This window comes from Aromatoleum evansii (assembly GCF_012910805.1).
GTDB lineage: Bacteria > Pseudomonadota > Gammaproteobacteria > Burkholderiales > Rhodocyclaceae > Aromatoleum > Aromatoleum evansii.
In genome coordinates this window covers 1-23,924 of sequence record NZ_WTVK01000005.1, presented here as the reverse complement: position 1 = coordinate 23,924, position 23,924 = coordinate 1, and the positions used below count along the sequence as shown (strand labels likewise).

The window sequence follows — 23,924 nt, the reverse complement described above, 5'->3', positions numbered from 1 at the left end:
GGATTGCCTGAAACCGTCATGCGGCGGCAATACTCCTTTCAATTGCATCAGTAACCCAAGCGTTCAGGCTCTTGCCTTTCGTTTCCGCCGCCATCGCGGCGCGGGCGTGCAACTCCGGCGACAGCCGCAAGCGAAACTGCCCGGAATACGGATGGTTCGGTTCCCGGTTCAGCTTCTCGCAGGTTTCGAGGTAGTCATCGACGGCTTCCTCGAACGCGGCCCGCAGTTCTGCAACGCTTTCGCCGTGAAAGCCGATCACGTCCCGGATGCCGGCGATGTGTCCGACGAAGCAGCCGTCTTCCTCGCTGTATTCCACGCGAGCCGCATAGCCCTTGTGCGTCATCGTGTTCATGGTTTCACCCCAAGATTCTCCAGAAATTGGCGCGCATCGCGCACCTGATAGGGCTTCGCTTCCTTCTCCGGGTGGGGGCGGTGGAAGGTGCCGATGATGCCGTCCTTCTCGAACCGTACCCGCGAGCCGTTACCCTCGATTACCTGACAACCAATCGCCACCAGCAACGCCTCAATGCGCCGCCATTCCAGCGACTTGGAAACCGGGTCCGTGAAAATGGCGATCAGGGTCTTGCGGTGCGTAGCATTCATTTGTTTATGGTATCGAAAAATGGAACCAAGGCAAGCGGCCTTCTTCATCCGGATTGCTTCGGCCCGTCTGGATCGGGCCCTCGACCGCGAGCATCGTTGGTAAGGGCAAGCGGGCAGGCAATTCCGCCACTTCGACCCAGTGCCCATGCTCGTCGTCTCGGGCGCGCCAATATTTCAAGGACTTAGGCCATCTCCGGATGGCCCTTTTTTCTTTTCGTGGGATCGCATCCGGGATCCCGATCTTGCCCACGTCGTGCAGGAACGAGCCGGCCAGATCATGTCGGCAAGCTGCTCTGTCCGGCCGCCACAATGGCGCTGATCGCTGGATGCTGAATTCTTCGTTGCGTCGAAATCGCGTACCAGGTCTCGCTCACGCCCTGCAGCTTTCCGATCGGTCGGGCGCGATATTGCGCCGCAATCTCTTCGCTCATGCCGGCGGGTGCGGGAAACAACCCGACGCCCGCCCGACCAAAAGTTTTCAACAAGGCGCTGTCGCTGAATTCGCCCACGACCTCCGGCCGCAAATCCCGGGCTTCGAACCAGGCATCGATCGCAGGGCGCAAGGGATCGCCGCGTATTGGCAGGAGGATGGGCGCGCCATTGATGCTTCCTGGAAAACCTGCGGCATAGACCCGATGGAAGTCTTCGGTCCCATAAAGATCGATTCCTTGCGTCGCCAACAGATGTGAATGCAGCTTGAGATTGGCGAGCTGTGGCGCCGATCGGTCCGCGATCACCAGATCCAGGCGATTCAAGGCCAGCTCGCCCAGCAAGTTGTCGAAATCGCCTTCGCGACATTCCAGCCGCACGGACAGCGGCGCTCGCACGACATCGGCCAGTAGCCGGAAGGCGAGCAGTTTCGGGATTCCGTCTGTCACTCCGACCGTCAGATGCGGCCTCGCCGTTCGGGTTTCGGCAAGGCCGCGGCGCAGCTCGGCACCCAGGTGAAAAATCTGCTCGGCGTACCCCAGCGCGGTCCGGCCGGCGTCGGTGAGGGTCAGCGAGCGGCCTTGCGGGGCCAGCAGTGCATAGCCGAGCTGCCGCTCCAGTTGCCCCAACTGCGTACTGATCGTTTGCACCGACAAGCCCAAGCGCTCGGCTGCCCGCGTAATGCTGCCTTCTTTGGCAACCATCCAGAAATACATCAGATGACGAAAGTTAAGGTCGGCGGGGTGCACAGTGATATTTCCATTTTTTTGGAAGAGACATATCTATATTAATCCATTTATTCGATACGTCTGTCCGCCTAGAGTTCGCTCCGTCGGGCACGGATTTCCCGCCGACACCAAATCTGGAGACAAAAAATGATCACCCTCGATGACTGCTTCGCTTTTTGCGAAATACCCGCCGTCGTGGTGGAAAAAGTCGCAGAAGAACATGGCCTTCCGCTCGTTCTGGCGTGTGCCTATGCGCACGAGCGACTGGCCGGAACAGCCGATGACCGCACGGCCGGCGCATGTGCGCCGGAACCGTCCCGTTTGGCCGCTTGAGGAGAAGAGCTGCGGCGCTGGCAGTTGGCCCCGGCCTCCGCCTTTGCCTGATATCGATTCAACGAACACTGACGCGAAAGAGCAACCATTATGGAAAGCATCGGCACCCCCTGGCTCTGGACGGCGTTTTTCGCCATCGTCCTGGTCATGCTGGCAATCGACCTGTTTGTAGTCGGCGGCGGCAAGCAGCATCGTGTGTCTTTCAAGGAAGCCGCGACCTGGTCGGGCATCTGGGTCGGTGTCTCGCTGGCCTTTGCCGGTGCGTTGTGGTTCTACCTCGACGGCGCCGCCGGGCGTGAGGTCGCCAACGCCAAGTCGCTTGAGTTCATTACCGGCTACCTGATCGAGAAATCCTTGGCGATCGACAACGTCTTCGTCTGGCTGATGCTGTTCGGCTTCTTCGCGGTGCCACTCGAACTCCAGAAGCGCGTCCTGCTCTTCGGTATCCTCGGCGCCATCGTCATGCGCACCGTCATGGTCTTTGCCGGCGTCTGGCTGATCGCCCAGTTCCACTGGCTGCTCTACGTTTTCGGTGCCTTCCTGCTGGTGACCGGCATCAAGATGTGGTGGTTCGCCGACGAGAAGCCGGACCTGGCAAGGAATCCGGTGATCAACTGGCTCAAGGGGCACCTCAAGATCACGGAAAGACTCGAGGGCGAGCGCTTCTTCGTCATGCGCGAGGAGACCATCGACGGCGTGACCCGGGCCGTCCGTTACGCGACCCCCTTGTTCCTGGTCCTCATTCTCGTGGAGCTGTCGGACCTGATCTTTGCCGTCGATTCGATTCCCGCGATCTTCGCCATCACCACCGATCCATTCATCGTGCTCACGTCCAACGTCTTTGCCATCCTCGGGCTGCGCGCGATGTACTTCCTGCTCGCCGACATGGCGGACCGCTTCTCGCTGCTCAAGTACGGCCTGGCGATCGTGCTGATGTTCATCGGCGTCAAGATGCTGTTGATCGACCTGATCAAGATCCCGGTGGCCGTCTCGCTCGGCGTCGTGGCCACGATCATCGCGACTTCGATCGTGCTCTCGCTGCGCCGGAACAGGTGCGAGCCGGCAAGTACCCGGCACGTGCTGAACGACTCAAGCAACTGATCGGGAAACGATCATGGAACTCGTCCTCAAGGCCCCTTTGCCCTGGCGCCAGCGCGCCGGGGCCTGGCTCGAGAGTGCCACGGTGCAGCGCAGCCTGATCGGGCTGATCCTCGTCAATGCGGCCCTTCTCGGCTTGGAAACGAGCCCGCAGCTGATGACCGATTGGGGAACCTGGCTGCATGCCGCCGATCGCGCCATCCTGTTCGTTTTCGTGGTCGAAATCGCGCTCCGCGTGGCCGTGCATCGCCTTGCGTTCTTCCGCGACCCATGGAGCGTGTTCGATTTCACCGTCGTCGCCATCGCGCTGATTCCGGCCTCGGGACCGCTCGCCGTCCTGCGCGCCTTGCGCGTGCTGCGCGTATTGCGCCTGCTTACGCTGGTGCCGAGCATGAAACGCGTTGTCGGCGGCCTGTTTTCAGCCTTGCCGGGGCTTGGCTCGGTCAGCGCCATCATCGGCATCATCTTTTATGTCGCCGCAGTGATCGCTACCAAGTTGTTCGGGGCTGCTTTCCCGGATTGGTTCGGCTCGCTCGCCAGCAGTGCCTTCACGCTCTTCCAGGTCATGACCTTGGAAAGCTGGGCGATGGGCATCGTCCGACCGGTGATGGAGGTGTATCCGCTGGCGTGGATCTTCTTCCTCGTCTTCATCCTCTCCTCGACCTTTACGCTGCTCAACCTGTTCATCGCAGTCATCGTCAATGCGATCCAGAACGAGCATGCGGGCGAGTCCGCCTCCGCCTCCGCTGCCGGCGACGAGCTCGCGCAGCTGCGAGTCGAGATCGCCGCATTGCGCCGTGATCTTCGGGCGACGCGCCCGCTGGAACACCCGTCAGGAATCGAACCGGAGGCTGCCAGACGATCGACATGACCTCCTTCCGCTGCCGAGCGTCACTTCAGTGACCGGATGCTTGAATGCTGCCGTTCATGACGGTCAAGACACCTGATCCGGGCTGACTACCGGCGTCGCACCCTGCCATCGTCCCGAATGCGCGAGTTCCCGGCACAAGGGGGCAACGAGCGCAGCCACCGCGTCGGCTGCCACGGACAAGGGGAGGTGGCGCGATGCGCACAGCACGACACGCCGGCTGAGCGTCGGGCGGGTCACCTCGCAGCCTTTCAGCAGCCCGGTGTCCAGCTCGTGGCGCAGCGGCATCGGGGGCAGCAGCGTATGGCCGAGACCGGCGAGCAGGCTGGTGCGCAGGATGCTGATCGAACTGATGTCCGCAACGACGTTTGGAGGCGGCAGGCCATGTTCCCGTGCGGCCTGTTCGATGATGGGCCTTACGCCATGAGGTGGCGCGGGAAGGATCAGCGGCAGCGCCAGCGCGGCGGCAAGCGGCACGGTTTTTCGGTGCGGCCGGTCGGGCGCCTGCGCGGGGGAGATCAGCATCAGGCGCTCGTCGAGCAAGGGCTGCTGCGTGAATTCCCCGATCAGGCCGTCGTCGAAGAGCACCGCGAGGTGGAGTTGGCCGCTGCGCAGCTGGGGCACGAGGTTGCCGGTGAGCTCCTCGGTCAGCTCCAGTTCGACTTTCGGCAGGCGCTCGCGCACCGCCTGCAGCAACGGCAGCGCGAGCGCGGCAGAGATGCTGTGCGGGATGCCGAACACCACCTTGCCCGTAGGCTCGCCGCGCGCCGTCTGCACCGCGACGCGCGCGTCCTCGACCTGCCGCAGGATCGCCGTCGCATGGGCGAGAAAGATGCGCCCCGCTTCGGTTGGCTCCACGCCGCGCCGCGAGCGGTGGAACAGCGGCGTCCCCAGCTCTTCCTCGAGCTGGGCGAGCTGGTGGCTCAGCGCCGACTGCGCGACGAACACCTGCTCGGCAGCCTTCGACAGGCTGCCGCAGCGGGCGATCGCGAGGACGTAACGCAGCTGGCGCAGTTCCATGTGGTGGATTGTAGTGCGATCTGAAAAACAGATGGAATGATCGTGATTCTGTATTTTCCAGATCGTCGCCCGGCGGGTCTAATGGACCCATCCGCAGCCGACGCATCCCCCCGCCGCCACGAGCGACGGGCTTCCGGCGACATCTCGCCAGGATGCCTCGGCCCGGCCTTCCTACCGGAATGCTGCCTGCCGGACGCTGCGCCCACCGGCGTGCGATGAATCGGTCCGGGCCAACCCGCCTCGTGCGGCGTTGGCCCGCGTCGTCATATGCAGGGGGGCAAGAGCCCGCATCCGGATAGAATCGGGGACGACTCCATTTCTCCCGACCGCCCTGCATGGCCGCTTCGCCCGCCGCGCCCCGCGCGCGGTGCCTGTGTCTCGACATCGAAACCGCTCGCCAGGACCGCATGGCCCTGCGCGAGCTGGGCGTGTTCCGGCCGGATCTCGATTCAAGCTGCTGCGCCCGTGGCAGGACATCGAGACCATCCGCGAACGGCGCATGCGCGTCGCGCGCTGGTGCAGGAATTCCAGCGCCGCCGCCAGGGCAACACCCTGCTCGTCACCGCCAAGCAGGGCGAGCTCGAAGCCGCGCTGCAGGTCGACACCACGCTCGCCGACGTCGGCAGCGAGAAATGGGACACGGCCCTGTCCGCGGCGCTGCTCTACCTCGACGCCAACGAAGTCCTGCATCTGGCACGCGGCAAGGCCGTGTTCCGCTCCGCGATGAGCATCGAGCTCAACGCCGAGGCGCGCCGCCGCCAGTTCAGGAAATCCGACTACGCCGAGCTCGCGCTGCACTACAAGGACAAGATCGTCCAGGTGCATGTGATGGCCGAGTACGCGCGGCTCGCGATCCGCAAGATCCAGGCGGCGATGGCCTTCATCGTCGACTACTTCAGCCTCGACCGCGCCGAATTCGTGCGCCGCTACTTCGCCGGGCGCAAGGACGTGCTGGAGATGGCGACCACCGAGGCCGCGCACCGGCGCATCCTCACCGACCTCGCCGATCCCGTTCAGCAGTCCATCGTCGCCGCGCCGCTCGACGGCAACCACCTCGTGCTCGCCGGCCCCGGCGCGGGCAAGACGAAAGTCATCGTGCACCGCGTCTCGTGGCTGTTGCGCGAATGCATGGTGCTGCCCGAGGCGATCATGGTGCTCGCGTACAACCGCTCCGCGGCCAACGAGATCCGCCGCCGCCTGTGGGCGCTGGTGGGCGCGGACGCGGCCGGCGTTACCGTGCAGACGCTGCATGGCCTGGCGATGCGCATCACCGGCACGAGCTACGCCGTCGCCATCGAGCGCGGCGAGGCGCTCGATTTCGGCGAAGTCATCCGCCAGGCCACCCGCTGCCTGCGCGCCGCCGAACAGGATGCCAGCGAGGGGACGGAAACAAGCGTCGGCCCCTCCATCGTGCGCGACCGCCTGCTCGCCGGCCTGCGCTTCCTGCTCGTCGACGAATACCAGGACATCAACGGCGACCACTACGAACTCGTCAGTGCGGTCGCCGGCCGTACGCTGCAGACCGAGGAAGATCGCGTCTCGCTGATGGTGGTCGGCGACGACGACCAGAACATCTACGCCTTCGACGGCGCGAGCGTGCGTTTCATCCGCCAGTTCGAAACCGACTACGCCGCGCGCCGCTATGCCTTGGTCGAGAACTACCGTTCCACGAAACACATCATCCATGCGGCCAACCGCGTCATCGAGCGCGCCCGCGAGCGGATGAAGGCCGGGCAGGCGATCCGCGTGAACCACGCGCGGCGCGACCAGCCCGACGGCGGCGAGCAGGCGGCGCTCGACCCGCTCGGCGAGGGGCGCGTGCATGTGCTCGAAGTTCCGCGCAACCCGCTGCAGGAAGTGCAGGTCGCGCTCGACGAACTGCAGCGCCTGCACGCCCTGATCGCGCAGGACGGCGCCGCCGGACAATGGGGCCGCTTCGTCGTCATCGCCCGCCGCTGGGAAGACCTCGAACCCATGGCCGCGCTCGCCCGCCTGCGCGGCATCCCCGTGCAGCTGCTGCGCGACGGCGCAAGCGTCAGCCTGCACCAGACGCGCGAAGGCGACGCCCTTGCGACGCTGCTGCGCGGCCTGCGCCGTGGTGCCCAGCGTCGCCGTGTGCTGATCCGCACCGGCGTCCTGTCGCGCTGGTTCCGTCGTCGCTTCCACACGTCGCCCGACGGCCTCGTCGACCACCCCCAGCGCGCTGCACTCGCGCAGTTCATCGTCGACGCCAAATCCACCGCGCCGGGCCGCCAGCTCGTCGTCAACGATCTCGTCGAAGCGCTGTACGAGTTTGGCGCGATCGGCAAACCCGTCGCCGACGCCCGCCCCAACGCGCCGCTCGTGCTGATGACCGCGCACCGCGCGAAGGGCCTGGAATTCGACCACGTGCTGATCCTCGACGGCGGTGGCTGGCAGGGCCGTGGCGACGACGAGCGGCGGCTGTTCTACGTCGCGATGACGCGGGCGCGGCGGTCGTTGACCTTATGCGAGGCGGTCGGCGGACAGCATCCCTTCGTGCGGGATCTGGACGGGTTGGCGCTGCGCTCGCGTCCGGAGGCACGCCCGCCCGAGCCGGGTGTCGCGCATCGCACCTGGTGCGCGGATCCGGAAAAGGTCTACCTTTCCTGGCCGGGGAAGTTCGCGTCCTCGGCGCCGATTCATCGTGCGCTGGCGGCGCTCGATGTGGGGAGTCCGCTGGCGCTGCGGCCGCGGAGCGATGGAAAGGCGGGGTGGGAGCTCACCGATGCGGCAGGTGTGGCGGTCGGGCGTATGTCGTCGAAGTTCCGGCTGCCGCAGGGCGAGATCGGTGCAGTACGGGTTGCGGTGATGCTCGTGCGTCATGCCAGAGACGACGAACAGGACGTGCGCTGCCGATCCTGGGAGCTGGTGCTGCCGGAGATCGAGTGCATTCGTCCTTGATTGCCCACGGCAGATGCAGCGTCCATTGAGCTGATCAGGCACGCCGCAAGTCCATGACGCAGATTGATTTTTTGGCCTGCGTAACGATAAGATAAAAAACGCATACTTAAAGTGACACATTAGGCTCGAGGTTCTACCCATGGCATCCAGGCTTGAAATCCCTATACAAGAGGTGCAGCGGCGGTTGAGCCTGGACAACCCGTGGTGGCGAGCGGGCGGGGGCATTGACCCCGAAGAGGCGTGTTGGCCCCGACGGGCCTATTTCCCTCCCTTTTGCCGGCTGGCCCTGGACACCCGGGTTCGACGTGCGGTCGTTCTCATCGGCCCCCGCCGGGTCGGCAAGACCGTCATGCTCAAGCACTTCGTTCAGCGGCTCCTGGATGAAGGCGTGCCGGGCGTTCGCATCCTTTTCGCTTCGCTGGACACGCCACTCTACTCCGGACGAAGCCTTGAGGGCCTCGTCCGGACCTTTACCGAACAACATATGCACCCCGCTGGCCAGCAGCTCTGGGTCATTTTCGACGAGGTGCAGTACCTCAAGGACTGGGAAGTTCATCTCAAGTCGCTGGTCGATACCTACCCCAATATCCGCTTCATTGCGAGCGGCTCTGCGGCCGCCGCCCTGCGCATGAAAAGCCGTGAATCGGGTGCCGGCCGCTTCACCGAGTTCATCCTTCCGCCGCTGACCTTTGCCGAGTATCTCAGCTTTGCCGGGCGCGACGAACTCGTCAATGAGCGCGAGGACGAGGCAGCGGGTAACAGCCGATACCTCGCCGCGGACATCGCTGCCCTTAACGAGGAGTTCATCAACTACCTCAACTACGGCGGCTTTCCCGAGGCGGTGATGAACCCCGCAGTGCGCGAGAACCCGTCGCGCTTCCTTCGTCAGGACATCATCGACAAAGTCCTGCTGAAGGATTTGCCCAGTCTTTATGGGATCTCGGATACACAAGAGCTCAATCGCTTCTTCAATGTCCTGGCATTCAACACGGGAGACGAACTTGGTCTGGAAGCGCTGTCGAAGCATTCGAACATTTCCAAGCAGAGGCTGGCCGAGTACCTCGAGTATCTCGAGGCAGCGTTTCTCATCCGCCGCGTCCATCGCGTGGACGAGAACGCCCTTCGCCTGCAGCGCGCTCGCACCTTCAAGGTCTATTTGACCAATCCGTCGGTACGCGCTGCGCTATTCGGCTTCGTCCGCGGGGACGACGAGGCGATGGGGAATCTGGCCGAGACGGCCGTGTGGAGTCAGTGGTTGCACGACACGGCTATCAGTCAGTCGCTGCACTATGCACGATGGAAATCCGGTCGCCAGATACTCGAGGTCGATATCGTCTCGATTGATCCGCGCACGCAAAAGCCGCGTTTTGCGGTCGAAATCAAATGGTCGGATCGGATTCCGGGGCAGTTGCAGGAACTCAGAGGACTTCGTGAGCTCGCGGCGAAACATCCCCTGGCACGCCAGCCGCTCGTCACGACGCGCAGTTACACCGGCAGCGCCGAGGTCGATGGAATGACCGTCGAGTTCTCGCCCGTCGCGCTGCACTGCTACACCATCGCCCGCAACCTCCTGCGATCGAAAAGCTGATGGCAACGTCCGACAGGGGAAGTGCGTCCACCTTTCCTCCGATCCGTGCACGGTAGAAGGCCAGTAGAAGGTCCTTGGGGTCAAGTCTCGCCTCTTGCACAATGCAAGCGTCCGGGCAACTCGATGCGGCGAACAATCGGGGCCAGACTACATTTTTCAGCTGAAGCCTGGTCTTCCTGCCGGATATGCGGAAGATGTCGCCGCCGTCAGCGCAGCAGTTCCGACGCCAGCGTGCGCAGCATGCGCTCCGCCTGCCCGAGATAGCCGCAGCCGAAGAGGTTGAGGTGGTTGAGGATGTGGTACAGGTTGTACAGCGTCTTGCGCAGTTCGTAGCCTTCGGCGGGCGGCCAGGCGCGGCGATAGGTGGCGTAGAAGGACGGGGGGAAGCCGCCGAAGAGCTCGCTCATCGCGAGGTCGGCGTCGCGGTCGCCGCGGTAGACGGCGGGGTCGAAGATGACGGGGGTGCCGTCCGCGGCGATCGCGGCGTTGCCGTTCCACAGATCGCCGTGCAGCAGGCTTGCGCGCGGCCGGTAGTCGAGGAACAGGGCGGGGATGCGTTCGAGGAGCTTGTCGGCGTCGCGCCCGAGGGGGCCGCCGTAGCCCTTCGCGCGTGCCATCTGCAGTTGCGGCAGGAGGCGGCAATCGGCGAAGAACCGCGCCCAGGCGTCGTGCGGTGTGTTGTGCTGCGGAGTGGCGCCGATGTAGTTGTCGCGCATCCAGCCGAATTGCTCGCCCGTATCGCGGTGCAGTTCGACGAGCGCCTCGGCGAAGCGCCGACCGTCTTCGGCACTCGCGAGCGGGCGCAGTTGCAGGTGTTCGAGCAGCAGGAAGGCTTCGTCGTCGGTGGCGCCCCATGCGAGGGGGCGCGGCACGCGGAAGGCGTCGCAGGCGGCGAGCGCGGCGAGGCCGTCGGCTTCGGCCTCGAACATCGGCAGCGCGGCGGCGTCGTTGAGCTTGAGGAACCAGGTCCGGCCGCCCGCCGCCACTTCCAGCGCGCGATTGATGCAGCCGCCACTGACCGGATTCAGGCGTGCGCCGGCGAAGTCGATGCCGCTGGCGGCCGTTAGGGCGCGGGCGAGGCGTTCGTCCGGAGTATGCGGGTGCGTCAACTGCAGAAGTTCCAGTCCGGGCCGGCGCGGGTCAGGGTGTGGAGATGGCCTCGTGCGCGGCAATGCTGTCGACGAGCTTCTTGTCGGCCACGGTGGTGTGCATCGCAAACCAGTCGAACATGAAGTGTGCGAGTTCCTCGAGGGGCGCGCTGTCCGTGTAATAGAGGTTGGTTTCGTGCTCCAGCCGGCGCAGCAGCCACGCGTGTTCCTCGCGGTGTTCCTCGTAGCCCGCGTAGCCGACGTCGAGCATGATGTTCTCTTCGCTGACGAAATGGAACTCGGCGTATTTGCGCACCTCCAGCAGCAGGCGCATGGCCTTTTCCTTCGGGCAGTGTCGGTCCGCTTCCACCGATACCGCACGGATCAGGTCGATGAAGGCGCGGTGCTCGGCGTCGATGCGCGGGTGGCCGACCTCGAATTTGCTGTCCCACTTGATGTCAATCACGTCCGTCTCCGCCTGGCGAGTCTGGGTGGCGCCTCGCCGTGCGGCTGGATCTGCGCGGAGGGCTGCCCCGCGCATATCCTAACCGAATACGAGCGCGGGGGTGGCCGGGAGCGTGATTGCGCGGCGCTTCAGGCGCCCGGGCGCGCAGTACCGACGACCAGGGACGGCGTGGGGGCGGCCGTAGCGGGTTCGGCGCGATGCTGCGTGTGCAGCCCCGGGATGTGGCGCTTGACCACGGCCAATGCGAGGAAGGTGAGCACCATGGCGCTGCCGAGCAGCGACAGGTAGCTGTCTGCGCCGCCCGAGGTGATGACGGCAGCGCCGGCGAAGGAGCTCAGGATCGCGCCGAGGCGGCCGAAGGACAAGGCGGAGGCGGTGCCGGTGGCGCGCATCATGGTCGGGTAGACGTAGGCGCACAGCGCGTACATGGTGGCCTGGACGGCGATCACGAACATGCCGTGCACCCCCAACCCGATCATCAGCCAGGTGGTGTTCGTCGCGAAGTCGACGCCTTGCAGCACGAAGGCGCTCGCGGCGGCGCCGAGGCTGCACAGGATCAGCGGCCAGCGCGAGCCGTAGCGCGTGATGGCCAGCGCGCAGCCGAGCGAGCCGATCACGCCGCCAAGGTTGTAGGCGGTGAGGCCGGAACCGGCGAGGGCGGCAGGCAGGCCTTCGGTGGCGAGCATCGTCGGCAGCCAGCTGAAGGCGGTGTAGGTGGCGAGCATGACGAGGAAAAAGCCGACCCAGATCGCCAGGGTGTCGCGTGTGCGGCCGTTCTGGAACAGAGCGGTGAAGCCGGCGCGCTGCTCGGTACCGGTTTCCGCGGCGTCGACGAAGGCCGTGCCGGGGTCGGCGGGGCGCTCCATGCGCGCGAGCAGTCGCCGCAACTCGGGCCAGCGGGCGGTCTTGCGTGCGAGGTAGCGGGCGGATTCGGGCAGCAGCGCGAGCAGCACGAGGCTGTAGGCGACGGGCACCGCGCCGCCGATCCAGAACAGGCCGCGCCAGCCGAGCACGGGCAGGACGGCGCCGGCGAACAGGCCCGCGAGCATGCCGCCGAGGGGATAGCACACGATGGTCGCGGTGACCGCGAGGGTGCGACGGCGTGCCGGGGTGAACTCGGCGGTCATCGTCGAGGCGCTCGGCAGTGCGCCGCCGATGCCCAGGCCGGCGAGAAAGCGCAGTGCGGCGATCGCCGTGACGTCGGGCGCGAAGCCGATCGCGATCGTGGCCGCGCCGAACAGGAACACGCTGGCGATCAGCACCAGCCGCCGGCCGATGCGGTCCGCGACGATGCCGGCACAGGCGCTGCCGACGGCCATGCCGACCAGGCCCGCGGCGACCGCGGGCGCGAAGGCGGCCTTGGTGATGCCCCATTCCTTGATCAGCGCCGGGATGGCGAAGCCGATGAGCTGCCCATCGAAGCCGTCCATGACGATTGCCAGCGCGGCGAGCGTCACGACGAGTCGTTGCATCGACGTGAATGGTCCGTAGTCGAGTATGCCGCCGATATCGACGGGCGCGGACTTCTGCTGCATCGGTGTGTCTCCAGTGAATGACGGGTTCGCTCGGGGGCGGGCGATCCCATTTGGCGAAAACGATACTATCTTGATTGATGGACAGCAAGCAATTTGTATCACATTAGTAACGCATTTCCCCCGTAACGCTTGCCGACGTTGCGGTGTCGGCGTATCGCAAGCGGATGAAAAAATACGTCACACTCGGACGGGAATTCCTTGGCACGCTTGTGGTCTTTCGGATGGGCTTGCACGTTGAATGGACGTGTCATCCTGTCGACAGGGAGGCCACCATGAAATGGTTCAGACTTGCACTTGCGGCGCTCCTGGTAGTGGGCACCACGCTGCCGGACGTGGCATCCGCGGATCGCGGCCGCAGCGGCCGGCACCACAGCCACTCGCGCCTGGGCGTGCACATCGGGATCCCGCTGTTCTGGGGTTGGCCCGGCCCGTATTACGGCTATTCGCCCTACCGTTATTACGCGCCTTACCCCTACTACGCCTACCCGCCGTATTACGCCTATCCGCCGGCCATGAGTGCGCCATCGTCGCCGCCGGTATATATCGAACGCGACGATGACGACGCGGACGACGACGGCAAATCCGCCGGCAGCTACTGGTACTACTGCGACCGCCCCGAGGGCTATTACCCCTACGTCAAGGAATGCCCCGGCGGGTGGGAGCGCGTCGCGCCGCGGCCGTCGCGTTGAGGGAGGATCCGAACATGAAGAACCGTTTCCATTTCGTTCCGCTCGCGGCGGCCATCGTCACCGCGGGTTGCGTGTCGCTGCCCTCCGGGCCGAGCGTGCTCGTGCTGCCGGGCACCGGCGCGAGCTTCAACGAGTTCCGTGCCGACGAATCGGCCTGCCGCCAGTATGCGTATGAATACATCGGCGGCCGTTCCGCGGGGCAGGCGGCGGCCGATGCGGGCGTGCGCAGTGCGGTCGTGGGCACGGCGATCGGTGCGGCGGTGGGCGCCGCGGTCGATGGCGGGCGTGGTGCGGGCGTGGGCGCCGGCACCGGGCTGCTGATCGGTAGCGCGGCCGGCAGCGGCGCGGCCGAAGTGTCCGGCTACGAGGCGCAGCGGCGCTACGATCACGCCTACGTGCAGTGCATGTACGCGAGCGGCCACCGCGTGCCCGTGTCGGGCCGCTATTCGCCCGGCCGCTCGGACCGCTATCGCAGCACGCCTCCGCCCCCGCCCGCCGGCACGCCCCCTCCGCCTCCGCCCGGCGTGCGCTGATCGGTCTCCACCCCATGCGGTCCGCCTCGGCGGCTTGATCGTCGGGGCTGCGTTCAATACTTCACGCCGGGCCGGTGTGGCGCCTCGCTATGCTGTAGCCTCCCGGCGTCGGCCAGTGCGCCCACCCGGGCGAGCACCGCTGCACGGGCGGCCATTTCGGGCGCCGCCGCGCCACGATGCGATGCGACCGTAGCGGAGGACCGCCATGCCTGCTGAGTCGAATTCCCGCACCGCCGCTCCGGCCGGCGCCTGGTCCAGGCTGAGGAAGTCAGCCAGCCGGCTGCAGGACTGGTTCGTGATCCAGTCCGCACTGGTGAAGATCCTCATTGTCGCTACGGCCGTCCTCATCCCCGTCACCGGCATCTATTCGATGATGCTCTCGCAGAAGCGTGCCGCGCTGGCAGAAGAGGTCAAGGCGATGGCCGTTGGTGGCGGGCCGGGGGCAGGCGTGTGGGCCTTCGACGAAAGCGTGCCGGTGGTGCTCGGCAGCGGCTCGGTGCTCGGCTTCCTCGATGCCAACCCGGTCGAGCGTGTCACGGTGATCTACGAGCCGCTGATGTGGAACCTGTCCGAGCGCATCATCCTCGTGCAATCGCAGGGGCAGCAGCACGCCTATTACCCGAGCGACCTGGAGACGAAGATCTTCGCCGACAAGGCGGTGTCCGCGCCGTGGTCGGCCCGGCTCGCCTTCGTGCCTCGCGCGGAACTCGGCGATAACGCCTTGAAGGTGTTCGAGCGCCTCGACCAGCGCTTCGCCAACGGCCGCCCGCGCTCGGCCGACGACGGCTGGCGCTCCGCGGTGAGCGGGGTGTTGTCGACGGCGCTGATGCTGGGCCTGCTGGCCTTCCTCTTCATGCAGCTTCGCGGGCAGTTCAAGTCGCTGAAGTTCATCGAACCCGGACACATACGCGGCTCCATCGACGAGCTGGTCGGCATGGACGACATCAAGGCCGAGGTCGCGCAGATCAAGGATCAGTACGAAAGGCGTGCGCTGTATGCCGAGTACGGCATCCGCAAACCCTTCAACGTGATGTTCAGCGGCCCGGCGGGCACCGGCAAGACCAAGCTCGCGAGCTATCTGGCGAAGGAGCTGAACCTGCCCATCCTGTTCCACTCCGCCGCGAACCTCGAGACCGGCTATGTCGGCGGCGGTGCGAGCACCCTCAACCGCATCGTATCGATGGCGAAGCGGCGCAAGCGCTGCATCGTGTTTCTCGACGAAGCGCAGGATCTCTTCATGAAGCGCGGCGGACGGCGCAAGTTCGACGACGATACCGCCAACACGCTGCTTGCCGTGCTCGATGGCGTGCGCAGCAAGGACGAGGCCGAGATCATCTGGATCGTCGCGAGCAACTTCAACAGCCAGACCATGCAGATGGACGAGGCCATGCTGCGCCGCTTCCAGATGAAGGTCGACTTCCGCCTGCCCAACCGTGAGGAGCGGCTCGCGATCATCCTGCACTACCTTGCCCAGCGCGCCGACAAGGTGCTGCCCGGCCTCGACCTGAGCCACCTCGTCGGCGTCACCGAGGGGCGCAGCCCCGCGGACCTCGAGACGATCGTGAACCAGGCCGGCATCACCGCCGTGCAGGCGGGCGAGATGATCGGCGCCGACACGCTGATGCAAGCGGCCGAGCGCGTGCTGGTCGGCAACGTGAACTCCAGCACCACCGACGAACGCGAGCGCGACCGCCGCATCATCGCCGTGCACGAGTGGGGCCACTTCCTCGTCGATCTGCAGCGCGAGCGCGAGCTCACGCACGACGACTGGGACCGCATCCTCGCCGACATGAAGACCATCAAGATCTCGCTGAAGGCCATCCCGCGCAGCAACGCGCTTGGCTTCGTCTTCCACAAGCAGGGCACCAACCTGCTCAAGACCAAGGGCGATATCGAGCACGACGTGCGTGTGCTGCTCGGTGGCATGGCCAACGAGGAGCTCTTCTTCGGCGAGGACGGCACCACCAACGGCGCCCACAACGACATCACCCGCGTCACCCAGCTCCTGCATCACGCCGTCGGCGAGATGGGCATGTACCGCAAGACGCGCCTCAACTTCGGCGCCCTCGCGAACGACGGCCAGGGGCCGAGCCGCGCCCTCGACGAGGAAACGCGCGCCATCATGGAGGCGCAGAGCGAGCGCCTGTATGGCGAGACCAAGGCGGTGCTGGCCGAGCTCAAGCCGCTTACGGAGCATCTGGCCGGAAAGCTGATGGAGGCCGGCGAGATGGGGCTGGAAGACGCGCTCGCCGAGATCCGGCGCTTCGAGGCGGAGAATTTGGCGTCGGACCGTAGCGTGGGCTGGAGCGCGTTGAAGGCCGCAGGGTGAGGCCGGCGGATCGGTCCGCACCGCGTGCTCAAGGGGCCAGACGCAGCTCCCAGATTCCCGCCGGCGGCGTGTTGCGCCAGATCACCGATGTCCGCTTCCAGCGCAGGTGGCGCGGCGCCGCGAAGGGCGCACGCGGATGGTAGGTGAACTGCACCAGCTTGCGTTCCGGGCTGTGCGCGAGGAAGCGGCACAGGCTGTGAGCGGTCTCGGACGCAACATGCGCGGGAAGCGAACGGAAAGGCAGGCTGGAAACGAGGACGATCCGGCCGGGGCGATCGAACAGCGAATCGACTACCTGCCGTGCCGTCGCCTCGCGCACGTCCATCGACGGATAACGATGGCGCAGGCGCTGCGCGAGGGCGGCCTGCAGTTCGACCGCGATCAGCGGCACGCCGGGTAGCTTCGCCAGCAGCGCGTCGGTCACCGGGCCGGTACCTGCGCCCAGTTCAACCACGAGGTCCGCACCGTCCGCGGCACTCGCCAGCGCGTTCGCGAGCGCGCGCGACGACGGCAGCAGCGTGCCCGTCGAGCCCGGATTGCGCAGCATCGCGACCAGCAACTGCAGGTGCGCGGAAGGGGTGGCGAGGCGGAACATGGATGCCATCTTAGTCAGGCTAGGCGCCCCGTGGGCGGACGTCGGCGTGTGAAGATGTAACGGAGGTCGGCTGCGGCGAGCCGCGGCGGGCATTCCGGCGCGATCGGCCCCGGCGTTCCGACACGTCGCGAATCATTTCGGCGGCAGCAGAGCATTGAAGCGCAAGGCGCGATGGACCCAGCGTGAAAGATCGGCGTCCGACTCGAAACCGGGCGGTTCGACCATCACGAAACCGGTCAGCGGGCGCCCCGTGAAGTCCATCGGACGAGCGTGGGCCGTGCGCAAGGCGTCCTCGTACCGTTCGGCGCCGACGCGCACGACCAGCGTGTCGCGGAGAATGCCGACGCACATGTGGCCGCGCAGCATGAAGGCGAGGCCGCCGAACATGCGCTTTTCGGCGATGTCGTGATGCTCCCTGAGTTCGTCCCGCAGCCGCTCGGCGAGTCCTTCGTCGAAAGCCATCCCGCGCGCCTCCCGCGAATCGGGGCAATCCCCCATGCTGCAGTGTAGTACCGCAGGAAGTTCAGGGCGGGGCAGCGCGCGTTGCGATGCCGGTGTACGCGTTCGCCGCCGCGTGTCACGGCGGAATTATCCTGCCTGGGGCGGTTGCCGCCCCAGGCCACGTCAGCGACTCGCCGGGTCGGCAGGTTTCTTCGGTTCTTCCGGCACGTCCAGCCCCCAGTCGCCGTATTCGTACCAGTCTTCGCCGAGCATCTCGGCCGGGTGCAGGGTGCGACCGGAGCCGTTGCCGCAGGCCAGCGAATCGGCCGGGCAGTACTTGTCGCAGCCCCAGCAGATGCGTTCGGGGTGCTTGGGATGGAGGGGAAACTTCTTGGCCATGTCGGGGAGCCTCGTGACCGCTTGGGTGGCGGATTCTGGGAATTTCCGACTATTTTACTCAGTCATGGCCGGCGGGCTTTGATGCCCGTCAAGACTGTCCGCGGCCGGGGCGGCTGCATCGCGGGCGCGGGCGGCGTATAGTCGCGTCTCCGCAGATTGCCCCCCGCAGCTGCCACTTTCCTGCCCGATTTTCGCCCCCGTTCGCCGCTCCCTTCCATCCGCGACGCGGGGCGCCACTGCCGCCGAATCAAGATGTCACTGCCCCGCTTCGATCCCGCCGAATACTCCGCCCAGCTCGCCGAAAAGACCGCCCGGTTTGCAGACGATTTCGCCCCGCTGGGCGTGTCCGCCCCGGAGGTGTTCGCGTCCGAGCCGCTGCACTACCGTCTGCGCGCCGAGTTCCGCATGTGGCACCACGGCGACGGTCTCATCGATTATGCGATGTTCGCCTCGGACGACCCCAAGACGCCGGTGCTGCTCGACGATTTCCCGGCCGCTGCGGCACCGATCTGCGCCCTGATGCCGCGCCTGCGCGACGCCCTGCGCGCGAATGAGGTGCTGCGGAAGAAGATCTTCCAGGTCGAATTCCTTGCGACGCTGAGCGGCGAACTGATGGTGAGCCTCGTCTACCACCGCGCGCTCGACGCGGCCTGGGAAGCGGCCGCGCGCGCGCTCGCCGCGGAACTGGGCGTGCAGATCATCGGCCGCAGCCGCAAGCAGAAGATCGTGCTCGACCGCGACTGGCTGCTGGAGGAGTTCGAGGTCGATGGCCGGCCCCTGCGTTACCAGCAGATCGAAGGCAGCTTCACGCAGCCCAACGGCGGCGTGAACCGCCAGATGCTGGGCTGGGCGCGGCGTCAGGTCGTGGGTGTGGGCGGCGACCTGCTGGAGCTCTACTGTGGTAATGGCAACTTCACAATGGCGTTGGCGCCGCTGTTCGACCGTGTCCTCGCGACCGAGGTCAGCAAGTCCTCGGTACGCGCCGCGCACTACAACATCGAGGCGAACGGCGTCCGCAACATCACGATGGTGCGCATGTCGAGCGACGAGATCAGCGACGCCTTCGCCGGTGGACGCGAATACCGGCGAATGAAGGACGTCGACCTCGCCGGCTACCGCTTCTCGACCTTGTTCGTGGATCCCCCGCGCAGCGGCCTCGACGACGCTACCGTTAAGCTCGCGCGCAGCTTCGACCGCATCCTGTACATCTCCTGCAACCCCCACACGCTGCGCGACAACGTCGCCGCACTCGCAGACTCGCACGAGATTTCAGCCGCTGCAGTTTTCGACCAGTTCCCCTACACGCACCACCTCGAGGCCGGTCTGTTGCTGACGCGGCGCGACCTGGCGGGCTGAGGGTTCAGCGGCCGCGCGTCGTCGCGCGCGCCTGCGACGGCGGATCGGGGCGCTCGGCGTCCTGCAGCGGATAGGAATCGGCGAAGTAGGCCGGCCCCTTCATGATCAGCACGATCACGGCCCCGATCGCCAGCACGGTCACACTGCTGAAGGTCAGACCCAGGATGCTGAGGCCGATGATGTCCGCGGTGGTGATGCTGGCGGTGGGATCCGGGCCGATGCCGGCCCACGCCATCAGGCGGGCGAGCGCCGGCGCGAGGGCGGCGATCAGCGTCCCGCCGGCCAGCACGAAGGGAAGCCGCACGAGCAGGCCGCGTTCGAACGCCGTCGAGACGGCGCTCCGGTTGGGGGATGCGGGGGAGTTCATGGCGACTCCTTTCGTTCTGGTCGGAGTTTGACGCTTGGGGGAGCGGATGATTCCATGCGGGCCGCCGTACGGCGCGATCCCATGGAAGTCAGTTCCTGCAATGCGGTGGAACTTCCTTCCGTTCTTCGTCAGACGGGGGTCTTGCGAAGCTGAAATAGCAGTTGTGCGTTCCGTCATCCAGGTCTGGCCACTTCGTGTGAACCATGACGTTGCTTACCCGCCAGCCAGCATCGGTTTTCGTCAGGAAGTAAAGGCTGCGGGCAAGCTCAATGTCGGGCGGGCTTCCTTTTCGCCATTTTTCACCGGTGAGCACTGAAACCTGGGCTCTGTTTCCAGTGATCGCGGGGAGGGCGATTCGTGGTTTCGGAATCTCAATATAGCGAGTCGCCGAGGAGAGATTTTCAGCATCCAGGTTTGGATATCTGTAATCCGCATCACACGTGACCGTGCCAGAGCGAGTTTGGCGTTTCTTAATTGCATCTTCCTCGAAAAAATTCCTCAGCAAAGCGCAATGGCTTGCTGGGTTGAATTTGCCACTCGATCGCGAAACGCGATTCATCAAGAAGGGGCCTCCGTTGCTGTCGGAAAATCTCCCGAGAGAAAAAGTGTCCGGATCATATGAATACATTGATTCAATGAATTTCGTGACCTCGGCTTGCTCTGCGGTCGCGTCGTTACCGCCGAGAACAATGCTTGGCGCGAGCAATGAAAAACTCAAACCAAGAAATAAACCTGCTGCAATTCTCATGATTTTACAATTTCATGCCTTAAATGTTCTTCGAACAGGCTCTCGAAGTACGCCATGTCCATTGGTTTGTGGCCACCCCTGGTGCGGTGTGCATTCTCCTTGCCCCCCGGCAAGCTTGTCCATTCCGAGGTCAAGCAGGAAACTGCCTCCCGGATTTTTCCGGTGCGTACCAGATGCAGGGCGCCGCGATCCTCAAGTTTCATCACTGCAAGTCGGTCCTGAACCAACGGACTGAATAGATCGCCCGCGTATTGCATCAGTCCTTTATCGAAAATCTCTTTCCACGTTCCGTGAATAATCTGATAGGCGCCTGCAGCCGTCGAGCCCTTTGTCGGTTTCTGCAACCCCTCCCAAGGATGCGTGGCATAGCTCGAGAAACGTTTGTTGCCGGTAGGTAACGGAGCGTTGAGCATCTGATATCGTTTGCTGTCGTCGCTCTCAGCTTGGCATTCGAAGTCACGGATACAGCGCAGGAAAGCCCTAATACGTTGAATAGGTAGGGGGTCAAAAATCTTTCTGAAAATTCGGATATTCTGATAATTGCTCCAGGCTGGATGGTGGCCAGGATGCTTTGGTGGTGCAGGAATAAAGTCGCTAATATAAAATTCGTAGTCGCGAATATCGATATGCCCGTAGTTTGGGATAGTTGGATTCTTGGCCTTGCGTTTCTCCCAGTTGGATTCCGTCCATTCGTAAACGATCACGTCTCCTGCTGCTGCCCAGCGCGCATCCGGCACGTCGTCTGAAACATCCTTGAACCCTTTCGCTAGCAAGGTAGGTGCCGCGCCACTGGCAGATTCGCCGACTAGCATGCCGTCAACGATTTTGCAGCGCGCCAGTGCAATCTTCACATATGTGTAACAGAGGCCGGAGGAGTCGACCGTTCTTTTCTCGCCAGGTCTGTGATTGAATGTCCCTTTGTTCATAGACGCCAGCACATCAGCGGTTCTCTCGCCCGTTGCTTTATAGTCATACTCGGTTTGTTCCCGTGCGAACTCGAGCAGCGTTTGGACTTGCTTGATCATTACTGAATTGACCGCAACAGCGGTCACGGGTGTCGTGCCGCCAGCGCTGTGCGCTTGCGTACTGGTTTCGCTGGTACTCGCACCCCACAGGTTAAATGTTGGCATTCGCCAACTGTTCCACCAATCCAACACTTTTCCCGGCATGACCGCGAGAGGGTTACCGTTTTGGTCGCGCCGCTTTTCTAACGTGGGCGTATGACCGGTTCTGCCGGAAATGTGCTGCGGCGGTCTATCGGCTTTCTGCCGGACTCTGGGTGGTATCGTCCCGGACGGGGCCCTCGGTTTGAGGTCCGATTTCCGCCCCGTGCTCGGTGGAGGTCGTCGCTTGGCGGAAGGCTGACTTGTACTCGAGCGCTCAATTGAGGAGCTTTTTGGAGGGACGGTTATTGTTGGTCCGGTATCGGTTTTTGCCGGCTCGGCCTGAGTAGCAGCGGGATCATGGGCGTTGGGAGGTTTATCCTGTGCTATCAGGTCGCCGCGGTCGGCTGCTACCGGTCTAGGGATATGGTCTTCCCCATCGCCGGGCTTGCCTTCATGCCTTTCTGTGGCGGTCTCGAGGACTATATTCGGACTGACCGCGGTCAGCACACCGTCGCTCGAAGGCATTCGGCATTCGCCAAGTTCTTTGTAGCTGCCATCAAGGCGTTGCACGGAGATGGTCAGCGTTTCCCCGGGCGGCGCTTCGATAGGCGGAATACTGCCGCCGGCATCAGTACGAGCAATCAGCTCGCCGTCAGACCAGCGGATGGCTACCCCCATCTTGGCAATCGGTTCTCCGTCAAGTGCCAGAAAGCCGATTTCGAGGCGAGGCGTTATTGTCTCCTCTTGTTTGCTCTCGGTGTCTGCAGTTGTTGGGGTTGAGTCTCCCGGAATCTCGTCATGCGTCGGTTGCATGTTGTCTGCCGCAATGGGGTCGTTAACTGAGCTCATGGGTGGCCTCGATCAGAGGTGACTTACATCCAGGAAAAACTGCCAGTCGCCATGGGAAATTACGACTTTGAGCTTCTCCGGTTGATGTGTGTAGAGCGTTCCAGTTGTGCCGTCCGCGTTCAGTTGGCCAGCGGCAATCAATGTGCCTTGCTCGTTGTATGCCTCATAGGGGAGGCTCGCGTGGAGCGACTGCTCTAGCGGGTCCCCACCGATCAATCCGGCAACATTGACGCGCTGGCTGTATCGGCCACTCTCTGAGAACTTCAGGTTATTTGGCTTTGGAGAGCTTGGCAGGGTCACGGCTACCGCCTTCGGTCCCGTCAAATTCTTCCTGCTCGCCTTGAGCGCAACCTTTCCGGGCGCATGCAGCTGGATGTTCCCGCCCTCGATCCTGAGATACGCCCCCTGCGCGGTGGCGAGGATGTGCTTCCTGGCGCTGGCGGACAGCGCGGCGTTGGTGCTCGCGACGGTAACGCGCTTGTCGGCGGCGGCGCTGAGCTTGCCGCGCTGGCTTTGCACGCTGACCTGCCCGCTGGCGGCATGCAGGTGGATGCCGGTTTCGGTGTTGGGTTTCTGCCCGGCCGAGGCCTTGCCGATGGTGAAGAGGGCGAGGCCATGCGCGATCGCCATGGCGTGATTGCCCTGGCTGACGAACTGTGCGTCGCCGGATGCGGTGACGAGGTTCTGGCCGGCGGCGAGGATCACGTCTTGCGGGGTAAGCTGGGCGATGCCGGCGGGGGCGCTGTGCTGGATACGGGGGGCGGACCAGGCGGGGACGGTGCCGGTGCCGCCGCCGGCGGCGAGGAAGCCGCTGGGGCTCGCGCCGGCGTCGGTGTCCTGGCGTTCGGCGGTGCTGCGCAGGACGTCGAGGGCATGTTCGAGCGAGGTGGTGGCGGGGAGGCTGTCCGGGGCGTCGTCGCCGCTCAGGCCCGCGTGGTGTTTGTGGGCGGTGGCGGCGAGGCCGTGTACGAGGTCGCGGGCTTCGTCCGTGCGCTCGATCGCCTCGCGGCTGTCGAGGTGGGGGCCGTGCGCGCCGGGCCGTGCGTCGGCGCTGACGAGCAGTCCGCTGCCGGCGCGGGTGGCGAGCGCGGCGCGGGTGGCGAGTTCGGCGCCGTGTCCGCGGCTGGCCTCGCGGGCGTTTCCGCTCTGCTGCTTGAGGTGGCCCAGTTGCAGACGGGTGTCGTGCTGGGTGGTGGAGAGTTCGATGCGCGCTTCGTTGGCGGTGTCGTCGAACACGAGCTGGTTGTAGCCGCCCTGTCCGCTGCGGCTGGCGGAGAGTTCCTGCGTCTTGATGCCGGAGAGGCTGGCGCGGTGGGTGTGGGCGGGATCCGAACGGCCGGCGAACCAGGCCGGGGCGTTGGCGGTGGCATGCTGGGTGCCGCCGGCGAGGCGGTTACCGGCGCCGTCCGGGTTGCCCTCGCCGTTGTAGAGGGCGCCGATGACGACGGGCCGGTCGATGTTGCCGTGCTGGAAGGCGATGAGCACTTCCTGGCCGGGACGAGGGACGAGGTGGCCGCCCCAGTCGGCGCCGGCCATCGGCGAGAGCAGGCGCAGCCATACGCCGCGGGTGGCATTGGCGGGGGCATTGTCGCTGCCGCTGGGGTGGGGCTGGCGGCTCGCCGAGCGTTCGCCGCGTTGCCAGTGGAACTGCACGCGGATGCGCTGGTCGCGGTCGGTGTGGGTTGGGGCGGGCTCACCCGTTCCGGCGCAGTCGCCGACGACGATGGCTGTGGTGGGGCCTGTCTCTTATAAACATCTGACGCTGCCGACGAATTAGACGGTGTAGGACTGTGTAGTCGCCGTATCATTAAAAAAAAAAACCCCATCACAACAC

At 64.9% G+C, this 23,924-nt stretch carries 23 protein-coding genes; 9 read left to right on the top strand and 14 right to left on the bottom strand.

The window, feature by feature from the left end; translation table 11 throughout:
- Positions 1 to 16: 16 nt before the first annotated feature.
- The 3 genes from GO615_RS03415 to GO615_RS03405 all read right to left on the bottom strand — a co-directional run bounded on the left by GO615_RS03415 (position 17) and on the right by GO615_RS03405 (position 1,781).
- On the bottom strand, positions 17 to 352 hold the full coding sequence (locus tag GO615_RS03415) for a type II toxin-antitoxin system HicB family antitoxin (protein ID WP_169125647.1): 336 nt from the start codon (positions 350 to 352) through the stop codon (positions 17 to 19).
- Positions 349 to 651 carry a type II toxin-antitoxin system HicA family toxin gene (locus GO615_RS03410; protein WP_246262126.1) on the bottom strand — a complete coding sequence of 101 codons (303 nt, stop codon included), beginning with the start codon at positions 649 to 651 and terminating at the stop codon, positions 349 to 351. The genes GO615_RS03415 and GO615_RS03410 overlap by 4 nt, the downstream gene beginning before the upstream one ends.
- A gap of 227 nt (positions 652 to 878) precedes the next feature.
- Positions 879 to 1,781 (bottom strand): LysR family transcriptional regulator, encoded by a 903-nt coding sequence (locus GO615_RS03405; protein ID WP_169125646.1) that lies wholly within the window; start codon positions 1,779 to 1,781, stop codon positions 879 to 881.
- Positions 1,782 to 1,907: 126 nt separating this feature from the next.
- On the opposite strand from GO615_RS03405, the gene GO615_RS03400 reads away from it, so the two are divergent.
- From GO615_RS03400 to GO615_RS03390, 3 genes are all read left to right on the top strand, one after another.
- Positions 1,908 to 2,093: a hypothetical protein gene (locus tag GO615_RS03400; RefSeq protein WP_169125645.1), complete on the top strand. Its 186-nt coding sequence runs from the start codon at positions 1,908 to 1,910 to the stop codon at positions 2,091 to 2,093.
- A 90-nt stretch (positions 2,094 to 2,183) separates the two neighbouring features.
- The gene (locus tag GO615_RS03395) at positions 2,184 to 3,194 is read left to right on the top strand and encodes a TerC family protein (protein ID WP_169125644.1); all 1,011 of its coding nucleotides are present in this window, start codon (positions 2,184 to 2,186) and stop codon (positions 3,192 to 3,194) included.
- Positions 3,195 to 3,207: 13 nt separating this feature from the next.
- A complete protein-coding gene (locus GO615_RS03390) occupies positions 3,208 to 4,062 on the top strand; it encodes an ion transporter (RefSeq protein WP_169125643.1) in 855 nt (284 codons plus the stop codon).
- A 63-nt stretch (positions 4,063 to 4,125) separates the two neighbouring features.
- Here the strand turns inward: GO615_RS03390 and GO615_RS03385 are convergent, their stop codons facing one another.
- Positions 4,126 to 5,079 (bottom strand): LysR family transcriptional regulator, encoded by a 954-nt coding sequence (locus GO615_RS03385; protein ID WP_169125642.1) that lies wholly within the window; start codon positions 5,077 to 5,079, stop codon positions 4,126 to 4,128.
- A gap of 465 nt (positions 5,080 to 5,544) precedes the next feature.
- On the opposite strand from GO615_RS03385, the gene GO615_RS03380 reads away from it, so the two are divergent.
- Together GO615_RS03380 and GO615_RS03375 are read left to right on the top strand one after the other, a co-directional pair.
- Positions 5,545 to 8,001, top strand: a complete 2,457-nt coding sequence (locus GO615_RS03380) for a UvrD-helicase domain-containing protein (RefSeq protein ID WP_339380112.1) — start codon at positions 5,545 to 5,547, stop codon at positions 7,999 to 8,001.
- A gap of 139 nt (positions 8,002 to 8,140) precedes the next feature.
- The gene (locus tag GO615_RS03375; RefSeq protein WP_169125641.1) at positions 8,141 to 9,589 is read left to right on the top strand and encodes an ATP-binding protein; all 1,449 of its coding nucleotides are present in this window, start codon (positions 8,141 to 8,143) and stop codon (positions 9,587 to 9,589) included.
- A 206-nt stretch (positions 9,590 to 9,795) separates the two neighbouring features.
- Here GO615_RS03375 and GO615_RS03370 read toward each other — a convergent pair whose 3' ends face one another.
- The 3 genes from GO615_RS03370 to GO615_RS03360 all read right to left on the bottom strand — a co-directional run bounded on the left by GO615_RS03370 (position 9,796) and on the right by GO615_RS03360 (position 12,678).
- Positions 9,796 to 10,698 (bottom strand): fructosamine kinase family protein, encoded by a 903-nt coding sequence (locus GO615_RS03370; RefSeq protein WP_169125640.1) that lies wholly within the window; start codon positions 10,696 to 10,698, stop codon positions 9,796 to 9,798.
- A gap of 31 nt (positions 10,699 to 10,729) precedes the next feature.
- Entirely contained in the window at positions 10,730 to 11,143 is a 414-nt protein-coding gene (locus GO615_RS03365; protein ID WP_169125639.1) for a hemerythrin domain-containing protein, read from the bottom strand.
- A 128-nt stretch (positions 11,144 to 11,271) separates the two neighbouring features.
- Positions 11,272 to 12,678 (bottom strand): MFS transporter, encoded by a 1,407-nt coding sequence (locus GO615_RS03360; protein WP_169125638.1) that lies wholly within the window; start codon positions 12,676 to 12,678, stop codon positions 11,272 to 11,274.
- Positions 12,679 to 12,950: 272 nt separating this feature from the next.
- Between GO615_RS03360 and GO615_RS03355 the strand changes: the two genes are divergently transcribed.
- From GO615_RS03355 to GO615_RS03345, 3 genes are all read left to right on the top strand, one after another.
- The gene (locus GO615_RS03355) at positions 12,951 to 13,367 is read left to right on the top strand and encodes a hypothetical protein (protein WP_169125637.1); all 417 of its coding nucleotides are present in this window, start codon (positions 12,951 to 12,953) and stop codon (positions 13,365 to 13,367) included.
- Positions 13,368 to 13,381: 14 nt separating this feature from the next.
- Complete coding sequence (locus GO615_RS03350) at positions 13,382 to 13,900, top strand: glycine zipper family protein (RefSeq protein ID WP_169125636.1); 519 nt, start codon at positions 13,382 to 13,384, stop codon at positions 13,898 to 13,900.
- A gap of 205 nt (positions 13,901 to 14,105) precedes the next feature.
- Entirely contained in the window at positions 14,106 to 16,229 is a 2,124-nt protein-coding gene (locus GO615_RS03345) for an AAA family ATPase (RefSeq protein WP_169125635.1), read from the top strand.
- Positions 16,230 to 16,257: 28 nt separating this feature from the next.
- Here the strand turns inward: GO615_RS03345 and GO615_RS03340 are convergent, their stop codons facing one another.
- The 3 genes from GO615_RS03340 to GO615_RS03330 all read right to left on the bottom strand — a co-directional run bounded on the left by GO615_RS03340 (position 16,258) and on the right by GO615_RS03330 (position 17,664).
- On the bottom strand, positions 16,258 to 16,824 hold the full coding sequence (locus GO615_RS03340) for a class I SAM-dependent methyltransferase (protein WP_246262124.1): 567 nt from the start codon (positions 16,822 to 16,824) through the stop codon (positions 16,258 to 16,260).
- Positions 16,825 to 16,956: 132 nt separating this feature from the next.
- On the bottom strand, positions 16,957 to 17,286 hold the full coding sequence (locus GO615_RS03335) for a TfoX/Sxy family protein (RefSeq protein WP_169125633.1): 330 nt from the start codon (positions 17,284 to 17,286) through the stop codon (positions 16,957 to 16,959).
- A 162-nt stretch (positions 17,287 to 17,448) separates the two neighbouring features.
- On the bottom strand, positions 17,449 to 17,664 hold the full coding sequence (locus GO615_RS03330; RefSeq protein ID WP_169125632.1) for a DUF3079 domain-containing protein: 216 nt from the start codon (positions 17,662 to 17,664) through the stop codon (positions 17,449 to 17,451).
- A 252-nt stretch (positions 17,665 to 17,916) separates the two neighbouring features.
- Between GO615_RS03330 and trmA the strand changes: the two genes are divergently transcribed.
- Positions 17,917 to 19,020 carry a tRNA (uridine(54)-C5)-methyltransferase TrmA gene (trmA, locus tag GO615_RS03325; RefSeq protein WP_169125631.1) on the top strand — a complete coding sequence of 368 codons (1,104 nt, stop codon included), beginning with the start codon at positions 17,917 to 17,919 and terminating at the stop codon, positions 19,018 to 19,020.
- Between the two features lie 4 nt (positions 19,021 to 19,024).
- Here the strand turns inward: trmA and GO615_RS03320 are convergent, their stop codons facing one another.
- The 4 genes from GO615_RS03320 to GO615_RS03305 all read right to left on the bottom strand — a co-directional run bounded on the left by GO615_RS03320 (position 19,025) and on the right by GO615_RS03305 (position 23,743).
- Positions 19,025 to 19,387: a hypothetical protein gene (locus GO615_RS03320; RefSeq protein WP_169125630.1), complete on the bottom strand. Its 363-nt coding sequence runs from the start codon at positions 19,385 to 19,387 to the stop codon at positions 19,025 to 19,027.
- Between the two features lie 88 nt (positions 19,388 to 19,475).
- A complete protein-coding gene (locus GO615_RS03315) occupies positions 19,476 to 20,135 on the bottom strand; it encodes a hypothetical protein (RefSeq protein WP_169125629.1) in 660 nt (219 codons plus the stop codon).
- Positions 20,132 to 22,090, bottom strand: coding sequence for a lysozyme family protein (locus GO615_RS03310; RefSeq protein ID WP_169125628.1), 1,959 nt, complete (start codon positions 22,088 to 22,090; stop codon positions 20,132 to 20,134). Before GO615_RS03310 ends, GO615_RS03315 begins: the two co-directional genes overlap by 4 nt.
- A 12-nt stretch (positions 22,091 to 22,102) precedes the next feature.
- Entirely contained in the window at positions 22,103 to 23,743 is a 1,641-nt protein-coding gene (locus GO615_RS03305; protein ID WP_339380111.1) for a DUF2345 domain-containing protein, read from the bottom strand.
- Positions 23,744 to 23,924 lie beyond the last annotated feature (181 nt).